Raw genomic sequence first — 17,322 nt, forward strand, 5'->3', positions numbered from 1 at the left:
GCAAGTTTGGTCTGCCGGTCGAAGTAATTTCGCCTTGTCTCAAGGGGTTATGCCAAACCCGCCTGCAGCCCAGACCCTAGCTCCGGTTCAGGATGCGCCCTGCAACTGCATCCAGTTTGGCGACCAGCGCCGGATCGCGTTTGTCAGGCGCCGTCATCATGGCGAATTCCAGCGCGGTGTCGGACCCGGCCGGGCACGACTGATGGTCACGCGGCAGGTCCCGCGCCACACGGGCCACCAACCGCTGAGCGTTTTCCGCGTTCTCGTGCAGAACCTTGATGATCGCCTGAATGTCGACTTCACCATGGTCCGGGTGCCAGCTGTCATAGTCGGTGACCATGGCGATGGTTGCGTAGGAGATCTCGGCTTCCCTGGCCAGTTTGGCCTCCGGCATGTTGGTCATGCCGATGACATCGCAGCCCCAGGATCGATAGAGCTGGCTTTCCGCCAGCGACGAGAACTGCGGGCCTTCCATGGCGAGATAGGTACCGCCCTTGGAATGGGCAAGACCTTCCGCTTCCGCGGCCGCTGCCACCGCATCGACCAGCTTCGGGCTGACCGGGGTCGCCATCGATACATGGGCGACGCAGCCCGTGCCGAAGAAACTCTTTTCCCGCGCAAAGGTTCTGTCGATGAACTGGTCCACCAGCACGAAGGTGCCCGGGGCGTGCTCTTCCTTCAGCGATCCGCAGGCGGAGACCGACAGAAGATCGGTGACACCGCACCGCTTCATCACATCGATGTTGGCACGGTAATTGATCGTGGTCGGCGAATAGACGTGTCCGCGCCCATGACGCGGCAGGAACACCACCTTGAGACCGTCGATGGTTCCGATGCGCACCTCGTCGGATGGTGTGCCCCAAGGGCTGTCGACGGCAATCCATTCGGAGTTTTCCAGCCCCGGAAGATCGTAAATGCCGGACCCGCCGATAATGCCCAATACTGCGTCTGCCATAACCGCTCCATACAGGTGCAAAACAATAGTCTTCGGGATCCATGCCCGCGTCATCGATGGTTTATTTCAATTGATCCGCGATGGCGTCAAGCCCGGCCTTGGCGCATTTGGCCTCGTTCTCGCCGCCGCCGCCTCCCGCAACGCCGATGCCGCCCAGCAGCATACCCGACCTCGAGACGATCGGCAGACCGCCTCCGAGCGGCAATGCCCCCGGTATGGCGGCAAGATTGGCCTCTCCTCCTTCATCGGCGAGCGGGCCAAGGTCTGAACTCGGCAGATTGAACGAAGCAGCCGTCCAGGCCTTGCGGCGCGCGGTCTCAGCCACATGCGCACCACCCATGTTGCTGCGCAGGGTCACCTGCTCGACACCGAAGCGGTCGACCACGGACGCTCCGGCCTGAAAACCGGCCTCGTTGCAGACCTCGACCGCGCGCAGCGCTGCCCGCATGGCAAGATGCATGTCCAGAACCTCGACCATATGGGTTGCGGCCGATTGGGAAATTGCGGGGACCGGAAGCAGAAGAATTGCCAGAAACATCAATGCACGGCGCATTGCATTACCCCTCAAAGAAAAAGCCGCCGGAAGAACCGGCGGCTTTCATCATGCACTTAGGCGGCAATCAATCAATGCTCAACGTTGCGCCAGAGTTTCTTCTTGGTGAAGTAGAGCAAACCAGCGAAGACGATCAGGAAGACCATGACCCGGAAGCCGATCTTCTTGCGCTCTTCCAGGTGCGGCTCAGCGGCCCACATCATGAAAGCAGCAACGTCATGTGCGTACTGGTCGACCGTCATCGGCGTGCCGTCGGTGTATTCCACCAGTTCATCGGACAACGGCGGAGCCATGCCGATCGGACCACCGGTCAGGTGCTCATGCGCGCAGGCTTCAGCCGTCACCGAACCACCCAGGAATGCCGGGTTGTAGTTGCCGGAGAAGTCTTCGCCCAGACATTCCGGGTTTTCTTCCGGATAGCTGGTGAGAAGCGCATAGATGTAATCCGGGCCCTGCTCCTGATACTGCGTGAAGGCATCGAAGACGAACCACGGGAACCCGCGGTGCGCCGCACGGGCCTTTGCCAGCAGCGAGAAGTCCGGCGGATAAGCGCCACCGTTAGATGCGCGCGCCGCCTGCTCGTTCGGGAACGGAGACGGGAACTTGTCCGCCAGGATACCCGGACGCTCATACATGTCGCCGTCATCGTTCGGACCGTCTTCGACGGTGTACTCGGATGCAATCTGCTTCGCCTGTTCTTCGGTGAAGCTCGGACCACCTTCATCGGCCAGGTTGCGGAACGCAACCTGCTTCAGGCCATGGCAGGAAGAACAGACTTCCCGGTAGACCTTGAAGCCACGCTGCAACTGGCCACGGTCATAGAAACCGAAGGGACCAGAGAAGGACCACTGCTGCCGCTCGATGTGCGGAGCGTTGCCTGCCGCGAAGGCCGGGGTCGCGATGGCGACAGCCGCCACCGCAGCGAAGGAACGAACCATTTTGATCATGGTGCTCATTGTCTCAATTAACTCCTGATCCGGGCCGCGTTACTTCGTGTCCGGTGCTGCAGTGGCACCAGCCGGTTTGCCGGCTCCGCCCTTCAGAACCGCTTCGGAAATCGAGGCCGGCAGGGGCCGCGGTTTTTCCAGGAACCCGAGCATCGGCAGGATGATCAGGAAGTGGGCGAAGTAGTAGACGGTGCAGACCCGGGCGAGCAGAACGTAGGTACCTTCAGCCGGCATTGCACCGAGGTAGCCAAGCGCAACGGCGTTGGCTGCGAAGATCCAGAAGAACTGCTTGAACAGCGGGCGGTAGGTACCGGAGCGAACCTTGGACGTATCCAGCCAGGGCAGGACGAACAGGACCGCGATGGCACCGAACATGGCGACAACACCACCGAGCTTGTCCGGGATGGCACGCAGGATCGCGTAGAACGGCAGGAAGTACCATTCCGGAACGATGTGCGCCGGCGTCACGAGCGGGTTGGCCTCGATATAGTTGTCCGGGTGGCCCATGTAGTTCGGCACGTAGAAGGCGAACCATGCGAACAGGATCATGAACACGACGATCGCGAACAGATCCTTGATCGTGTAGTACGGATGGAACGGAACCGTGTCCTGCTTGGTCTTCGGCTGAACGCCCGTCGGGTTGTTGTTGCCCGTGGTGTGGAAAGCCCACACGTGCAGGATAACGACACCGAAGATCATGAACGGCAGCAGATAGTGCAGCGAGAAGAAGCGGTTCAGGGTCGGGTTGTCGACCGCGAAACCACCCCACAGCCAGGTGCGGATTTCCTCGCCGACCAGCGGAATGGCCGAGAACAGGTTGGTGATAACCGTTGCGCCCCAGAAGGACATCTGGCCCCACGGCAGCACGTAACCCATGAAGGCGGTGCCCATCATGATCAGGAAGATGATCACGCCGAGGATCCAGGAGATCTCGCGCGGCGCCTTGTAGGAGCCGTAGTAGAGACCACGGAAAATGTGAATGTAGACGGCGATGAAGAACATCGACGCGCCGTTTGCATGCAGGTAACGCAGCATCCAGCCGAAGTTCACGTCGCGCATGATGTGTTCGACGCTGTTGAAGGCTGCCGTGGTGCTCGGCGTGTAGTGCATCACGAGCACGATGCCGGTGATGATCTGCGCGATCAGCACGAAGAACAGGATGCCGCCGAAGGTCCACCAGTAGTTCAGGTTCTTCGGCGTCGGGAAATCAACGAAAGAGCCGCGTACGAGCGAGATGACCGGCAGGCGGCTTTCCAGCCACTTCGCCGGAGCGCTCTGCGGTACATAGTTTGAATGTCCAGCCATGGCTGTCTCCTAAAAATCTATGCCGTTAGCCGATCTTGATCGTCGAGTCGCTGACGAACTCGAGCGGCGGAATCAGCAAATTCTCGGGAGCCGGGCCCTTACGGATACGGCCGGCGGTGTCGTAGTGAGAGCCATGGCACGGGCAGAACCAGCCGCCGAAGTCGCCGGAGCTGCCGATCGGCACGCAGCCAAGGTGGGTACAGATACCGACCTGAACGAGCCATTTCTCGTTACCTTCGACGCCGCGGTTGGCGTCAGACGCTTCCGCATCCGCCGGCAGGTTCGAATTTCGTGCGAGCGGATCCTTCAGCTCGCCCAGCGGAACAGCCTTGGCTTCTTCCACTTCCGTTTCGGTACGGTTGCGGATGAATACCGGCTTCCCGCGCCATTTCACTGTGATTGACTGCCCCTCTTCCACGGCAGAGATATCAACCTCGATGGAAGCCAGAGCCAATGCGGAGGCATCCGGGTTCATCTGGTCGATGAACGGCCATGCCAGCGCGCCAGCGCCAACGACGCCCATGGCGCCGGTCGCAATATAGAGGAAATCGCGGCGGGTCGGTTCCGCCTGATCCGTATGTGCCAAGGTCGCGTCCTCTCGAAACCTGTTCAACCTGTACCGAAAGCCCGCATCACGTCCGAGGCCCCTTCTTTTGGCGAAGAAGGGAACGGAACCATGCCGGGCTCATCGGGGGCCGGGTACGGGCTATTCCGCACCGGCCAAGCGGCTTGTCTTTTTGCACCCTTCGAAACGCTTGTCCAGTTCAACAAACGCCTCGAAACGCATATGTCGCAGGCAAATCCACTGCCGCGCCGCTTTTCTGCCCTTTTTTGGGGAATGAGCGCAAGAGCGGAATTCGATTGAATCCCGCTCTTGCCATTGGTCTTTGGATTTAGGCGGCCTCAACCGAGGACAGAAAGCCTCCAGACTGGTGATCCCAGAGCTGTGCGTAAAGTCCGCCGCGCTCCAGAAGCTCCTGGTGGGAGCCTTCCTCGATGATTCGACCCTTGTCCATCACGATCAGCCTGTCCATGGCCGCGATGGTGGACAGCCGGTGGGCAATCGCGATCACCGTCTTGCCCTTCATCAGGTCGAACAGGCTCTCCTGAATGGCGACTTCCACCTCACTGTCGAGAGCGGATGTCGCTTCGTCCAGCGCCAGGATCGGTGCATCCTTGAGCAGGGTCCGCGCGATGGCAACGCGCTGACGCTGACCACCCGAAAGCTTCACGCCCCGTTCACCGACATGGGCATCGAGACCCTTGCGGCCCTCCATGTCCTCCAGGTCGTAGACGAAGGACAGTGCGTGCGCCTTTTCGAGAGCGGCCAGTACCTGTTCACGCGTCGCATCCGGACGGCCATAGGCCACGTTTTCGAAGATCGAACGGTGCAGCAGCGAGGTGTCCTGCGTCACAACACCGACCTTCGCCCGGATGTCGTCCTGCCTGACATGGGCAATGTCCTGCCCGTCGATCAGGATCCGGCCACCTTCCAGGTCGTAGAAACGCAGAAGCAGGTTGACCAGGGTCGACTTGCCTGCGCCCGAACGGCCGATCAGACCGATCTTCTCGCCCGGCTGGATCGTCAGGCTGAGATCCTCGATAACACCGGCTTCCTTGCCATAATGGAAGCAGATGCCTTCGAAACGGATCTCGCCCTGATTGACCGTAAGCGCCTTTGCGTCCTTGACGTCCACCACCTCGCGCTCGCGCGAAATGGTCGAGATGCCGTCCTGCACGGTGCCGATGTTCTCGAAGAGGCCCGCAAGCTCCCACAGGATCCAGTGAGACATCCCCTGAAGACGCAGCACGAAGGCAACGGCAATTGTCACTTCGCCGATGGTAACCGTGCCAGCCTGCCACAAAACGATTGCAAGACCGCCGACAGACGTCAGCAGCAGCATATTGATGAACACCAGAACGATATTCAGCCCTGTCACCAGCCGCATCTGCAGGAAGACCGTCTTGAGGAAGCCAAGCATGGAGTTGCGCGCATAGGCTTCTTCACGTTCTGCGTGGGAGAACAGCTTCACCGTGGTGATGTTGGTATAGGCATCGACCACGTGCCCGGTCATCAGAGAACGCGCATCGGCCTGCTGCTTCGAAACATCCCGCAGCTTGGGAATGAAGAAGCGGATCGTGATTAGATACGCGCAGATCCAGACCAGGAACGGCAGGCTCAGCCAGACATTGGCACCTGCGACCACGAACACGGCGGCGGTGAAATAGACCGCGACATAGACCATGATGTCGGCCATGCGCGAGACGACTTCGCGCACACCAAGCGCGGTCTGCATCAGTTTGGTCGCAATCCGGCCCGCGAAATCGTTCTGGTAGAACGACACGCTCTGGCGCAGCAGGTAGCGATGGACACGCCAGCGGATGGACATGGGATAGTTGCCCATCAGCCCCTGGTGAAACAGCAACTGCCAGACGACCTCCAGCAGCGGGCGCACCACCAGAAGAACCACCAGCATGAGCAAAAGCGTATGCCAGTTCTGACTGACGAATGTCTGCGGATCGGATTTTTCCAGCCAGGTGACCAGGTCGCCCAGGAAAGTGAAGATATACACTTCCACGATGGCGACCAGCGTCCCCAGCAGCGAGACGCCGGCCAGGATCGGCCACACGGGTTTGGTGAAATACCAACAGAAGGCCCAAAAGCCCTTCGGGGGCACTTCGAGGACCGTCTTCTCGAAGGGGTCCACAAGTTTTTCGAAACGCTCGAACATGTTTACCTCTCGGCCCCGCTCAACCGTAGCACATTGAGATGCACCAGGGCATCGTCTGTGTGCACAGGCTTGCTGCGCGGGCGAATGATGCGGCCAGTCGCAAACAGCAGCAGACTGGCGATGAAACTTGTAAAGGCGAGAGCCAGAATGAAAGTGCCCCAGAAAAGTGCGCCGAGTTCATCGGTGAACTGTGTCACCGGCATATGACGTCCGGCAATTTCCAGAGCCTCGACCCGGCTCACATTGAAGACAATCACCGGAATGAAGAACACAACGGCGACCGCGAAGGTGGCACCCAGAAAGACGCCGGCAACCGCTGCGGCGCGCATCGCGCGGCTGAAAAAGGCCTGACGCGGCTCTTCCGGTAAAGACACCTCTATGTCCGGACGTCCCGTCGCAGGGGACAGGTCCGGCGTGAAATGAAATGACATCGGATCATCTCCGAAATGGGATCATGAACGTGGTGACGGCAGACATGCGCGGCAACGCATGCAGCTCAAAGGGAACGGCTTCAGCCGGTCACCGCATAAGTTAAGGAAATTGGAGAAGGGGGTGGCTTCCTAGCGGAAGCGGACACCAACGCCTTGGCAACTCCGGAGAGCGGCATATGGGTGGATCATGCAGCGATCTGTCATTTAGTGCCCTCCTGGTTGCGCAGCCGGGCGGCTGCTGGGGAAACAAAGCCAACCACCATGAGTTGACTGGACGATTTGGTACCTGCTTTCGACGAACTTGAAAAGCAGAAATGCACCAGACAGGTGCACGAAATACCCATCTGTTGCCCATTGGCCACAGACAGGCATCAGCCCATAGCGCCTAGCAGGTTATGCCTGATGCTCCAGAAGCGCGAACTCGCGCATATGAATTTCAGCCTCATGCGCAGAAAGAGGATCGGCGATAATCTTGCCCTGAACCATGGTGCAGCCAAATTGCCTGAGCAACTCGACCTGCCTTGCCGTATCCACGCCTGCCGCCGAAATCGTGAGCCCCAGATTGCCGGCAAGCCTGATGATCGACTGAACCAGTTGCCGTTTTTCGTGGCTCTCTTCCAGACCGGCGACGAGCATCGGGCACAGCTTCAGCTGATCCGCGTTGAGATAGATGAGCTGGCCGGCACCGCCGTGGCCACCGCCGAACTTGTCCAGCGCGACCCGGCAGCCGATCTTCTTCAACAGATCGACCGATCCGGCCAGACCGTCCGGTTCATCGAAGCGGATGATCTTTTCGTCCAGCTCGATCACGATGTCTCTGGTTTTGAACCCCGCTTCGCAGGCAGCTTGCCGAAGCCGCACCATGAAATCATCGTCCTTCAGGCTGGCCCCGCTCAGATTCACCGACAGGAAGTACGCCGCATTCGACACCTCCCGAAGCCGCTTGACCTCGCATAGGCCTTCACGCAGTGCAAAGCGCTCGATCTGCGCGATCCGCCTCGCATCCTCCTGTGCCGAAAGCAGGCTCACCGGATCGACAAGCCCTTCAGAGGGATGAAGCCAGCAGGCAGCCGCCTCGTAACCGATGATCCGACGGCTCTCCAGATCGAATTGCGGTATCAGCATCAGCGACAGGCCGTCATTTTCAAGATCCTCATCAAGCTGAGCCAGGATCATGCGACGATGGCGATGAGCAGCGCCAAGCGCATCCGTGTACCAGGAAATCTGGCTGCGGCCCGAGCGCTTGGCGGCATAAAGCGCGATATCCGCGCAATTTATCAGTTCTGATGCGCTTGCAGTCGCGGCATCGGCGAGCACCAGACCGACGCTGCCGGCAACCCGCACCTCGTGATGATCCACCCGGACGGGTTTGGCCAGCCCATCGAGAATCCGAGTCCCCAGATCTTCCATTTCCTCCGGCCCTTGCGCCCCGGAGACCACCGCGACGAACTCGTCGCCACCGATCCGCGCGACCAGTCCCTTGTTGCCGAGAACACCGCTCATCACCATGGCCACATGGCGCAGCACGGTGTCGCCGGCACTATGGCCGTGGCTGTCGTTGATGTCCTTGAAGTGGTCCAGATCGAAATGAATGATGCCAATCCGGGCATTGCCGTCCGCCCCGTCCGCGATCCTCTCCATCAGATAGGCATTCAGCTTGGACCGGTTGGCAACGCCGGTCAGGTCGTCGTGCTCCGCCTGGTGCTTCAAGCGCGTCCGCGCGTTCTCCAGCTCCTTCACATGCTCAACCTGGCTGGTTACATCCCGGCAGATGAGAATGATCTTGGTGTCTTCCTGCGTCTTTCCCTCGACCACCGCAAACGTGAGCTGGTTCCAGAAAAGCTCTCCGTCCTTCCGGCGATTGAGGATCAGCTCTTCGGTTCCGGACCGGAACTTCGTCAGGTCGAACCGGAAGCTCTCAATCTCCTCCGCCGAAAGCTGGTTGGCCGGCGGCAAGATGAACTCCTGAGGACGGCGGCCGCGAACTTCCTCGGCACTGTATCCGGTAATGCGGGAATAGGCAGGATTGGTCCATTCGATGCGCCCGTAGATGTCCTGCATGACCAGGCCTTCATGGGCGTGTTCCACGACAAGCTGAAGGATTGCAGCATCGTTTCCGAAGCCGGAAACACCGGCCGGAACAGACTTCGCGCCCTGCCTCTGCCCGCAAAAATAGGTCGCGGCGATGAGAGCCGAGGCGATTCCCAGAACGAGCAGTAGATGTTGACCCGGCACATCTCCTAAGAATTCTGCCATATTCCGTCTTCAGCTCAGAGATTTGATCTTAATTACTCTACGAGAGTAAAACTGAATCAATCTCTAAACCGCAATATAATTTCGCAATATACTGGTAATTATACCAATAGACGCAACGGGATACGTTTCCCGGTCAGGCAGCACGCACGCTTTGAAGGAATTGTCTGACCTGTTCCTGAAGGCTGTTCGACAACTGTCCGAGTTCATCGGCCGCACCGGTCATTTCCTCGGTAGCCGTTCGGCTGGTCTCCATCACGTCACTCAAGGTATCGACGTTTCCGGCCACCTGATCGGAACTTGCTCGCGCCGTCAGGGCGTTGCTGCTGATTTCCTGTGTAGCCGTTGTCTGCTCTTCGACCGCTTCGCGGATTTTTCCGGAAATCTCACTCACACGGCCGATTGTTTCCGCAATAGAGCGAATGGCCGTTTCGGAGAGTTCAGCCACTTCCTGCACGGCCGACACCTGTGCTGAGATATCTTCGGTGGCTCGCGTCGTCTGCTCCGCCAGGGCCTTGACCTCGTTGGCAACAACGGCAAATCCGCGCCCTGCGTCACCAGCACGTGCGGCCTCGATGGTCGCATTGAGCGCTAGCAGGTTCGTCTGGCTCGCGATCTGGCTGATCAGTTCAACGATTTCGCCGATCGCACGGCCCGTCTCGGCAAGTCTGCCGACGATCTCGTCGGTTTTCCGGGCCTCGGCAACCGCGGTGCTGGCAATGTTCGTTGCCTGGTCGACATCTTCGCGCACGCGGCTCAAAGAACCGGACAGCCGGTCCGCCGAATTGGTCACGATCGCAACGGAACTGCTGGCTTCAGATGTTGCCTGATGAACCTGCTGGACAGCCTGCATGGAAGAATGCACCGCCCTGTTGAGACCGGCAGAATTGCCTGCAACGCTGTTGGCGGCGGTCGAAAGCGCCGACACGACGCCGATTACCGACTTTTCGAAGTCATCCGCGACATCCTGCATCAAGGCCTTGCGCTCTTCACTGAGCGCTTCCTGGTGCGCCAGCTCCTGTCTTGCCTGCTCTTTCGCACGTTCGGCAAGATTGGCCCGGAAAGCGGTCACGGACCGGGCGATGGCGCCGATCTCGTCGCTTCGCTGGGCGCCGTCGATCTGGATATCGAGATTGCCCTTCGACAACATGTCGAGGCCCGCCTGCAGCCGATTCATGGGCCGCGCGAGACCAACGGCCAGAATGACTGCAAACGCCAGAAAGGCCAGGCCGACGGGCAGAACGACGAGGCCGATTGTGATCATCTGATCCAGGATCAGGCCGTCGATCCTGTCAGCAATATCCCCTGTCAGAAAGTCCTGCGCGCCGGCTGGCGTGCCAAGCTTTTCCATGAAGGCCTGACGGAAGGTATAGAAGGCAAATGCGGTACCGGCCATCATGATGGCGGAAGCCGTCAGCACCATGGCGACAAAACGGCCCTTGATTGAAAGCGTCACGTTGAAACCCCGACAGTATTTTCATCCCGCTTACCGCCGCCTTCCATCAGCGCCGTTCTCGCAAGCGGGAATACTATCGCTCTGCACGTAAAAATTCAGTAACGGCCAAGCCTCGGGAAAATACGTAATATTGACATTTCTTACAATACTTCCGTCTGCCGAGATCTGTCCGCGGCTGATCAGGACATCAACCGCGTGACAGTGTAGCCTGCAGTCGCAGAAACCGCGGAAAGCAGCGTCCCCCAGACGATATCGACCACGACAACGGATACCGGCCAGTCCCGGAGGGTTGCATAGTTCGTCACGTCATAAGTGCCATAGGTGAAGAACCCGAACAGCCCGCCCAGGAGAATGGCCGTCGACAGACTGTCGGCCTTGAGCGCGGGCGCGACCGCGAAAATCACGATGCCGGCGACATAAAACAGATAGAAAACGCCCGCTGCGGCTATGTTGGGCTTTTCCATCATCAGGTGGCCTATGCGGTCGACATAAAAACGGGTGGACACCTGGGTTAGCCAGACGTAATCCACGGCAAGAAAGATGATAACCGTTGCGATGTATGCCGTGACGTATTTCAAGATGGCCCCCTGTCTTTGCCATTGATTTGCCTGACTGATCTACGCCGCTGCCATCGCGATGGATCATCCCTGGAATTTTGGCTGCGTCTTGTGGCCCTTCCGCTCAGGCAAACGCGTCTTCCGCCTCCAGGAAACCGCCGGACTGACGGTGCCAGAGCTGCGCATAAAGACCGTCAGCATCTTCCAGAAGCGTCTCATGCGTGCCCTGCTGCACAATCCGTCCCCTGTCCATGACGATCAGCCGATCCATGGCGGCGATGGTCGACAGGCGATGGGCGATGGCGATCACCGTCTTTCCTGTCATCAATCCTTGCAGATTCTCCTGAATGGCGGCCTCGACTTCCGAATCGAGCGCGGAAGTTGCTTCGTCCAGCACCAGGATCGGGGCATCCTTCAAAAGCACCCTGGCAATGGCGATGCGCTGGCGCTGCCCACCTGAAAGTTTGACACCGCGTTCGCCGACAAAGGCATCGAAGCCCTTGCGGCCACGCCTGTCTTCCAGTTTCCGGATGAAGCCGGACGCATGGGCCTTGCGGGTCGCCTCCAGCAATTCGTCTTCGCTGGCAGATGTTCGCCCATAAAGAATGTTTTCGCGGATCGACCGGTGCAGCAACGAGGGATCCTGCGTGACCATGCCGACCGACCGGCGCAGGGATTCCTGATTTACGTCCCTGACATCCTGTCCATCGATGAGTACGCGTCCCGCCTCCACGTCGAAGAAGCGGAGCAGGAGGCTGGTCAGCGTTGTCTTGCCTGCTCCTGACGGTCCCACGATGCCGACACGCTCCCCGGGCCGGATCGTCAGATCAAGATGATCGATAACCCCTCCCGCCTTTCCGTAATGGAACCTGATATTCTCGAACCGGACCTCCCCGGCAGTCACCTTCAACGCCGGTGCGTCCGGCTTGTCCGTGAGGGTCACCGGCTTGACGATGGTTTCCATGCTGTCCTGCAGCGAGCCGAAGTGGCGGAACAGGCCGTTGAGCTGGTTGAACAGGCGGTTCAGCAGAATATTCAGGCGCAGGATCAGGCTGAGCGTGAAGGCGACATGACCGGCACTGATGGCGCCATCCTGCCAGATCGACAATGCCAAGCCGGAGATGGCAACGATCATCACGCCATTGATCATCGTCATGATCATGCGAATGCTGGTTAAAAGCCTCGTGAAGACATGGAGCTTGGCGATCATCGTCTCAACGGAAGTCCGCGCGCCCCGGCTCTCTTCCTCCGACGAACCGAACAGCTTGACCGACTGGATGTTGGTGTAGGTATCCACCAGACGTCCCGTCACACCGGAATAGGCATTGGCAGTGTCCTTGGCCGCTGCGCGAACCCTGGGTACGAACAAGACCGCCGTTACGGTAAAGCAGAGCAGCCAGACGGCCACAAGCGCCCCCAGCCAGAGATCCAGTTCCGCGACCAGCACAAGCGTCGTGAGGGCATAGACGACGATGAACCATACCACCTGCAAAAGGTTGGTCATGAAATCGCCGGCCGACATGCCCGATTGCATCACCTTCTGCGAAAGGCGTCCGGCCAGATCGTCCTGAAAATAGGAAAGGCTTTGCCGCATCACCCGCTGGTGGCACTGCCAGCGCACGAGATTGAAGAACCCGGGGACGATTGCCTGCTCTTCCACAAGCGCCATCAGCGAGTTTGTAAGCGTGCGCACGACCAGCACCACGAAGGCCATGGTCATGAGGGTCCAGAAATGATCGGAGAAGAACGTCGCCCGATTGCCTTCTTCCAGAAGATCGACGATGCGGCCGAGAAAGTTGAAGATCGTCACTTCGACAAAGGCCGCAGCACCGCCAAGCGCAAGCATGGCAAAAAACGGCCACCGGACCTGGGTGACAAAATACATCAGGAAGGCAAACCCGCCGCGGGGCATGTCGGATTTGGGCGGCTCCCGGAAAGGATCTATCCAGGTTTCAAAAACGCGAAAGAGCGGGGACACGGTGCGTCTCCATGGGGGCTGGAGCGAATCTTCAAGGCATCCTACGCGCCAGGCGTGAAATTGGCCCAGTGAAAATATCTGACAGACTTGCCGTCTTCGCGCAGTTCCCCCTGTCTGGCAGGGCGCAAGACTGCGCGATCCTGTGACAAAAGCCGCGCCTGCTGCTATTGAGCCTCAGCTTCATACCGAATGTGGACACACATGCCAGCCATCGCCCTTTACCAACCGGACATTCCGCAAAATACCGGCACAATCCTGCGCCTTGCTGCCTGCATGGGCGTGACCGTGCATCTGATCGAGCCTGCGGGCTTTCCAATCTCAGATTCGGCGTTGAAACGGGCGGGCATGGACTATCTGGAACGGGCTGCGATGGTCCGTCATATCTCGTTTGCCGCGTTTGACGACTGGCGGCAGTCTGAGCGGCGCAGGCTGGTCCTGCTGACGACAAAATCGGACGTGCCCTATGCGGATTTCGCTTTCCAGACTGACGATATTCTCCTGATGGGCCGGGAAAGTTCAGGCGTACCGGAGGACGTGCACGCACTTGCCGATGCCAGGCTGACCATCCCCATGGCCGACGGCATGCGCTCGCTGAATGTTGCCGTTTCAACCGGGATGGTGCTGGGTGAAGCCTTGCGGCAATCATGCACATTTCCTAAAAGCCTAGGGTGTTGACCCATAGGGTATACCCAAAGATAGAAGTCAGCTACGTGCCCGCCGGTTCGGCAGGCTCCAACCAGTCCAGGCAGTCACATGAACGCACCCAAACCTGAAAACCGCGGCGGCCCCATCCCGGATGGCATCGAGGACAAGAAGGCAATGGCACCTGCCTGGTTCCAGGAGCTGCGAGACCGGATCTGCAAGTCTTTCGAGGATCTGGAAGACGAGATCGGCGATCTGTCGGGCCCTCTGGCAGACCAGCCGGCCGGCCGCTTCGAGCTCACACCCTGGGAGCGGACCGACAGCACGGGAGCCAAAGGTGGCGGTGGTGTCATGTCAATGATGCATGGCCGTGTCTTTGAGAAGGCTGGCGTGCATATCTCGACCGTTCATGGTGAATTCTCACCGGAGTTTCGCGGCCAGATCCCCGGAGCCAATGAGGATCCGCGCTTCTGGGCCTCGGGCATCAGTCTGATCGTTCATCCGCAGAACCCGCATGTGCCTGCCGTTCACATGAACACACGCATGGTGGTCACCACCCGTCAGTGGTTCGGCGGCGGCGCGGACCTGACACCGGTGCTTGACGCCCGGCGGACACAGGAAGACCCGGACACCGTTGCCTTTCACGAGGCCATGCGGTCTGCCTGCGACGCACATGCCGTCGCCGACTATGACGCCTACAAGGCCTGGTGTGACGATTATTTCTTCCTGAAGCACCGCAACGAAGCGCGCGGTATCGGCGGCATTTTCTACGATTACCTGAACAGCGGAACCTGGGAAGACGATTTTGCCTTCACCAAGGACGTCGGCCTGGCCTTCCTCGACATTTATCCGGAACTGGTCCGGCGCAACTTCCAGAAGCCCTGGAACGACGCGGAGCGCGAGGAACAGCTCATTCGGCGGGGCCGTTACGTTGAATACAATCTGCTTTATGACCGTGGCACGATTTTCGGTCTGAAGACCGGCGGCAACGTGGCCTCGATCCTCTCGTCCATGCCGCCTGTGGTAAAGTGGCCTTAGGAGGCGGGCTCAAACCGCCTGTGTGCCGGTCGCCTTGTGCGGACGGCTCACTTCTCCCATATCCCGGTCCAGGACCATGTGCGCGAATTGTTTCAGCATGGCCTGGTCCAGTTTCCGGCCCATCTCCAGCATCACGCCAATAGCGACACGAACCGGCATGCCTTCCTTGTAGGCCCGTTTCTCGGTAAGTGCGGTGAAGATGTCGCAAATGGTCATCAGGCGGACTTTGGGCGAGATCCTCTCTCCTTTCAGTCCATCCGGATATCCTGAGCCATCCAGAAGCTCGTGATGCTGGATGGCCATCTTCTTGATGTCGACAGAAACCTCGAGCCGCGGTTTCAGGATCTCACGTCCAAACATGGGATGTTTGTCGATGATCGCACGCTCGCCATCCGTCAGTTTGTCGGCTTTGTCGAGGATTGTCAGCGGGATCCGCATCTTGCCGATGTCATGCAGCAATCCGCCGGCAATCGCTTCCTGACAGTCCTGCTTGCTCCAGCCGAGATACTGCGCGAAAGATCCGGCAATGCCGGCCACCATCAGGGAATGACAGTAAGTGGCGCTGTGGTGTGTCTGCACGGCGTCCAGCCACGGCGACAAACCATCAAGCGCCAGGGCCGCCAGAATTTCTGCCGCGCCTTCATTCAACAGAGCGACCTGGATGTTCGAACCTTCCGTTGCAGACAGAGCAAGACTTTCCAGAAAGGCATTGCCTTTCTTGTAGGCCTCGAGCGTCCTTTTCGGAAGTCCGCTTGGAACATTGGCAAGGGGATCGTCTTGCAGGATCAGCTTGAGCTTGCGCACCAGCAGCGCGAGTGGCGTGTCGCGTTCCATGATTTCGGTCTTGCCGAGTGCAGATGCCTGAATGACTTCGCGGCGATTTTTCTTGGACGCCAGGCAGATGACGGGAATCTCGGCAATGCTGGGCCATGATGTCTTGAGGGCCGTCAACCCGGCGTCGGTCGCATCCAGTAACTCCACAACGGCGGCCCGGCCATCGCCGACCGTCCTTGCAGACACCTTCGACATGTCGATCAGGCGCGCAGGAAAGAAAAACGGAAGTTTTCTGACGGGTGAATCAAGCGGAAGCGGTCCGTCTGATATCAGAACAATTTCCATTCACCGCCTCGCAGTCGTCCGCACACGCTCAACTTACGGCAAATTAGCCGTAAAACCTTTCCAAAAGGAAATCACGAACACGATGTGACCGAGTGCCCCTAAAATTTCCTTAAGTCACCTGCGCGGCATGCGCAAGCAACTCATCTCTGGTGAGCGAAAAACCGCTGTCGCGCCAATCTGCTTCCAGGGCCTTGAGGCGGTCGCCGAGCGCCTTGCCCGGGGCATGACCGGCCGCAATCAGGTCGGCCCCCTTGATGGGAAACTGCGGCACCGGCACCTGCCTCAACCGCTCCAGCAAACCGGCAAACGTTTCACCGGGATCCTTGCCCTGTGCCCGCAAGCCCGCCCAGCGCCCCAGAAGACCGTCGACCGCGCCCTGGCGGCCAAACTGATAGACCAAGTCCTCGGCTTCCGGCAGCTTGCCCGCCTGGCGAAGACATCTCATCGCCGCCCAGGCAGTCCGCATCCGATCGCGTTCGGCATTCGACAGCCGCAACCGGTCGCAAACGCGCTCCACGTCCTCACGCACGAAACCGGCAAGCACCACCAGTCCCAGCTCCGGATCGGTCACCTCGCTGGCAGAAACTTCCAGGCTGCGCAGGGAGAGATAATCCTCGATCCGGGCCAACCCGCCAGTCGCGATTTCCCAAAGGCCGCAATCGTTCAACAGTTTCAGCGCCGTTGCAGCCAGGGGCGCGCGCAACAACCGCCGCATCTCGTGGCCGATACGTTCAGCGGAGAGATGCCGCAATCCGTCCCGCTGGCGCAGACACGCTCCGAGACCGTCCGCATCCATGTCTCCAGCGCCATAGGCCGCATAAATCCGGAAGAACCGCAGGATGCGCAGATAATCTTCGCGAATGCGCGTGTCCGGATCGCCGATGAAACGCACATGCCTGTTGAGGCAATCGTCCAATCCGCCCAGCGGATCGTGCAATTGGCCGTGACGGTCCACATAGAGTGCGTTGAGCGTGAAATCCCGGCGCTCTGCGTCACGCGTCCAGTTTCTGCCGAAGACAACCCGTGCCTGACGCCCGAAAGTTTCAACGTCCTCCCGAAGCGTCGTGACTTCATAGGGGTAACCGCTGCTAACCACGGTGATCGTGCCGTGATCGATACCGGTTCCGATCGGCTTCAGACCAGCCGCCCGCGCACGCTCCATCACCGTTTCGGGCGATGCGGTGGTCGCAATATCGACATCCGGCACAGGATGACCGAGCAGGGTGTTGCGCACGGCACCACCGACAACACGGGCTTCGTCGCCCTCTTGTTCAATGGCCGCGAACACCGCCTGAATGCCTGGCGATTTCAACCAGTCGGCCTGTTGAAGGATCTGATCTGCAGTCGCGCTCATGA

The 17,322-nt window shown here is 59.4% G+C and carries 15 protein-coding genes; 2 read left to right on the forward strand and 13 right to left on the reverse strand.

Going from position 1 to position 17,322, the window contains the following annotated elements:
- Positions 1 to 76: 76 nt before the first annotated feature.
- From V1T76_RS25125 to V1T76_RS25175, 11 genes are all read right to left on the reverse strand, one after another.
- Positions 77 to 955: an S-methyl-5'-thioadenosine phosphorylase gene (locus V1T76_RS25125; RefSeq protein ID WP_330563422.1), complete on the reverse strand. Its 879-nt coding sequence runs from the start codon at positions 953 to 955 to the stop codon at positions 77 to 79.
- Between the two features lie 61 nt (positions 956 to 1,016).
- Complete coding sequence (locus V1T76_RS25130; protein WP_330563423.1) at positions 1,017 to 1,508, reverse strand: GlcG/HbpS family heme-binding protein; 492 nt, start codon at positions 1,506 to 1,508, stop codon at positions 1,017 to 1,019.
- Positions 1,509 to 1,579: 71 nt separating this feature from the next.
- Positions 1,580 to 2,464 carry a cytochrome c1 gene (locus V1T76_RS25135; RefSeq protein WP_330563424.1) on the reverse strand — a complete coding sequence of 295 codons (885 nt, stop codon included), beginning with the start codon at positions 2,462 to 2,464 and terminating at the stop codon, positions 1,580 to 1,582.
- Positions 2,465 to 2,494: 30 nt separating this feature from the next.
- Complete coding sequence (locus tag V1T76_RS25140; protein ID WP_330563425.1) at positions 2,495 to 3,760, reverse strand: cytochrome b; 1,266 nt, start codon at positions 3,758 to 3,760, stop codon at positions 2,495 to 2,497.
- 25 nt (positions 3,761 to 3,785) lie between these two features.
- Entirely contained in the window at positions 3,786 to 4,346 is a 561-nt protein-coding gene (gene petA / locus V1T76_RS25145) for a ubiquinol-cytochrome c reductase iron-sulfur subunit (protein WP_330563426.1), read from the reverse strand.
- A 307-nt stretch (positions 4,347 to 4,653) separates the two neighbouring features.
- Positions 4,654 to 6,492, reverse strand: a complete 1,839-nt coding sequence (locus tag V1T76_RS25150) for an ABC transporter ATP-binding protein (protein WP_330563427.1) — start codon at positions 6,490 to 6,492, stop codon at positions 4,654 to 4,656.
- 2 nt (positions 6,493 to 6,494) lie between these two features.
- The gene (locus tag V1T76_RS25155; RefSeq protein WP_330563428.1) at positions 6,495 to 6,923 is read right to left on the reverse strand and encodes a hypothetical protein; all 429 of its coding nucleotides are present in this window, start codon (positions 6,921 to 6,923) and stop codon (positions 6,495 to 6,497) included.
- A 393-nt stretch (positions 6,924 to 7,316) separates the two neighbouring features.
- Positions 7,317 to 9,179: a putative bifunctional diguanylate cyclase/phosphodiesterase gene (locus tag V1T76_RS25160; protein WP_330563429.1), complete on the reverse strand. Its 1,863-nt coding sequence runs from the start codon at positions 9,177 to 9,179 to the stop codon at positions 7,317 to 7,319.
- Positions 9,180 to 9,312: 133 nt separating this feature from the next.
- On the reverse strand, positions 9,313 to 10,632 hold the full coding sequence (locus tag V1T76_RS25165) for a methyl-accepting chemotaxis protein (RefSeq protein ID WP_330563430.1): 1,320 nt from the start codon (positions 10,630 to 10,632) through the stop codon (positions 9,313 to 9,315).
- Positions 10,633 to 10,811: 179 nt separating this feature from the next.
- A complete protein-coding gene (locus tag V1T76_RS25170; RefSeq protein ID WP_330563431.1) occupies positions 10,812 to 11,210 on the reverse strand; it encodes a DUF2177 family protein in 399 nt (132 codons plus the stop codon).
- Between the two features lie 103 nt (positions 11,211 to 11,313).
- Complete coding sequence (locus V1T76_RS25175; protein ID WP_442970177.1) at positions 11,314 to 13,101, reverse strand: ABC transporter ATP-binding protein; 1,788 nt, start codon at positions 13,099 to 13,101, stop codon at positions 11,314 to 11,316.
- Between the two features lie 267 nt (positions 13,102 to 13,368).
- Between V1T76_RS25175 and V1T76_RS25180 the strand changes: the two genes are divergently transcribed.
- Both V1T76_RS25180 and hemF read left to right on the forward strand, forming a co-directional pair.
- Positions 13,369 to 13,842 carry a tRNA (cytidine(34)-2'-O)-methyltransferase gene (locus V1T76_RS25180; RefSeq protein ID WP_330563433.1) on the forward strand — a complete coding sequence of 158 codons (474 nt, stop codon included), beginning with the start codon at positions 13,369 to 13,371 and terminating at the stop codon, positions 13,840 to 13,842.
- A gap of 78 nt (positions 13,843 to 13,920) precedes the next feature.
- Positions 13,921 to 14,847: an oxygen-dependent coproporphyrinogen oxidase gene (gene hemF, locus V1T76_RS25185; protein WP_330563434.1), complete on the forward strand. Its 927-nt coding sequence runs from the start codon at positions 13,921 to 13,923 to the stop codon at positions 14,845 to 14,847.
- Positions 14,848 to 14,856: 9 nt separating this feature from the next.
- On the opposite strand, the gene V1T76_RS25190 is transcribed toward hemF, so the two are convergent.
- Positions 14,857 to 15,966: an HD-GYP domain-containing protein gene (locus V1T76_RS25190; protein WP_330563435.1), complete on the reverse strand. Its 1,110-nt coding sequence runs from the start codon at positions 15,964 to 15,966 to the stop codon at positions 14,857 to 14,859.
- A gap of 109 nt (positions 15,967 to 16,075) precedes the next feature.
- Positions 16,076 to 17,320, reverse strand: a complete 1,245-nt coding sequence (locus V1T76_RS25195; protein ID WP_330563436.1) for a CCA tRNA nucleotidyltransferase — start codon at positions 17,318 to 17,320, stop codon at positions 16,076 to 16,078.
- Positions 17,321 to 17,322: the final 2 nt, after the last annotated feature.

This window comes from Roseibium sp. FZY0029 (assembly GCF_036350355.1).
GTDB lineage: Bacteria > Pseudomonadota > Alphaproteobacteria > Rhizobiales > Stappiaceae > Roseibium.